The sequence below is a fragment of the Litchfieldella qijiaojingensis genome (assembly GCF_014651875.1).
GTDB lineage: Bacteria > Pseudomonadota > Gammaproteobacteria > Pseudomonadales > Halomonadaceae > Litchfieldella > Litchfieldella qijiaojingensis.
This window is the reverse complement of record NZ_BMXS01000075.1, coordinates 1-1,044: the sequence shown is the minus strand read 5'-3', so window position 1 is coordinate 1,044 and position 1,044 is coordinate 1. Positions and strand designations below refer to the sequence as shown.

Sequence of the window (1,044 nt, the reverse complement as noted above, 5' to 3'; positions counted from 1 at the left end):
GGCAGAACAGGATCAGGCCGAGGCGATCGCTACTTACTGGCTCGGTGCCTTGGAGCACGGAAAGAGCCCGACGCTGGCCGACCTCCAGGCGCGCTTCGCCACCAAGCCGAGCAGCACGATCGTGCTACCTCACGTCGAGCAGCATGAGATCGCCAGCTACGACGCCCTGATCTCCTCCACCCCGGCCACGGAGGTGCACTGCCATGCCTGATACTCAGACTTTACCGCTGCTGCTGCGGCAACTGCGCTTGCCCACCGTGGCGGCCTGCTGGCCCCAACTGGAGACCCGCGCCCAAGCCGAGGGCTGGAGCCTGCCGCAAACGCTAGCCGCCCTGTGCGAGCACGAGCTGGCCGAGCGCGAGCGGCGTCGACTGGCCCGTCACCTCAAGGAGGCCCGGCTTCCGGTGGGCAAGACGCTGGACAGCTTCGAGTTCGGTGCTATTGGGGCCGACCATCGCCGGCAACTGACCGCCCTGGCGGGCAATAGCCAGTGGGTCGACCAGGCACACAACCTGTTGCTTTTCGGCCCCTCCGGCGTGGGCAAGAGCCATGTGGCCGCCGGTCTGGGTCATTCCCTGGTCGACCAGGGCTACCGGGTCCGTTATGCCACTGCGTCGAGCCTGGTGCAGGAGCTCCAGGCAGCCAAGCAGGCGCTACGGCTGAGCGATGCGCTGACCAAACTCGACAAGTACTCGGTGTTGATCATCGATGACATCGGCTACGTCAAACGCAGCGAGGCCGAGACCTCGGTGCTGTTCGAACTGATCGCCCACCGTTACGAGTCGGGCAGCTTGATCATCACTGCCAACCAGCCGTTCAGTGCTTGGGACAGCATCTTTCCTGACAGCATGATGGCGGTGGCCGCCATCGACCGGTTGGTGCACCACGCCACGCTGCTGGAGCTAAGCGGAGAGAGCTACCGGAAACGCGCCTATCAGCGTCAACGACGGGGAGAACAAACCGCGTCGTCAGAATGACGAAATTACCCCACCCAACCGGCCATTTTGATTGTCGCCAAGCGGTCAAAGTAGTTGACGTCGCATA

2 protein-coding genes are annotated in these 1,044 nt (G+C 63.7%); both read left to right on the top strand.

The features are described 5' to 3' along the window. Positions 1 to 211, top strand: a 211-nt coding sequence (locus IE093_RS22285; protein WP_189473131.1) for a hypothetical protein, incomplete at its 5' end; no start/stop codon positions are given. Continuing rightward, positions 204 to 977 (top strand): IS21-like element helper ATPase IstB, encoded by a 774-nt coding sequence (istB, locus tag IE093_RS22280; protein ID WP_189473129.1) that lies wholly within the window; start codon positions 204 to 206, stop codon positions 975 to 977. The genes IE093_RS22285 and istB, both read left to right, overlap by 8 nt. Positions 978 to 1,044 lie beyond the last annotated feature (67 nt).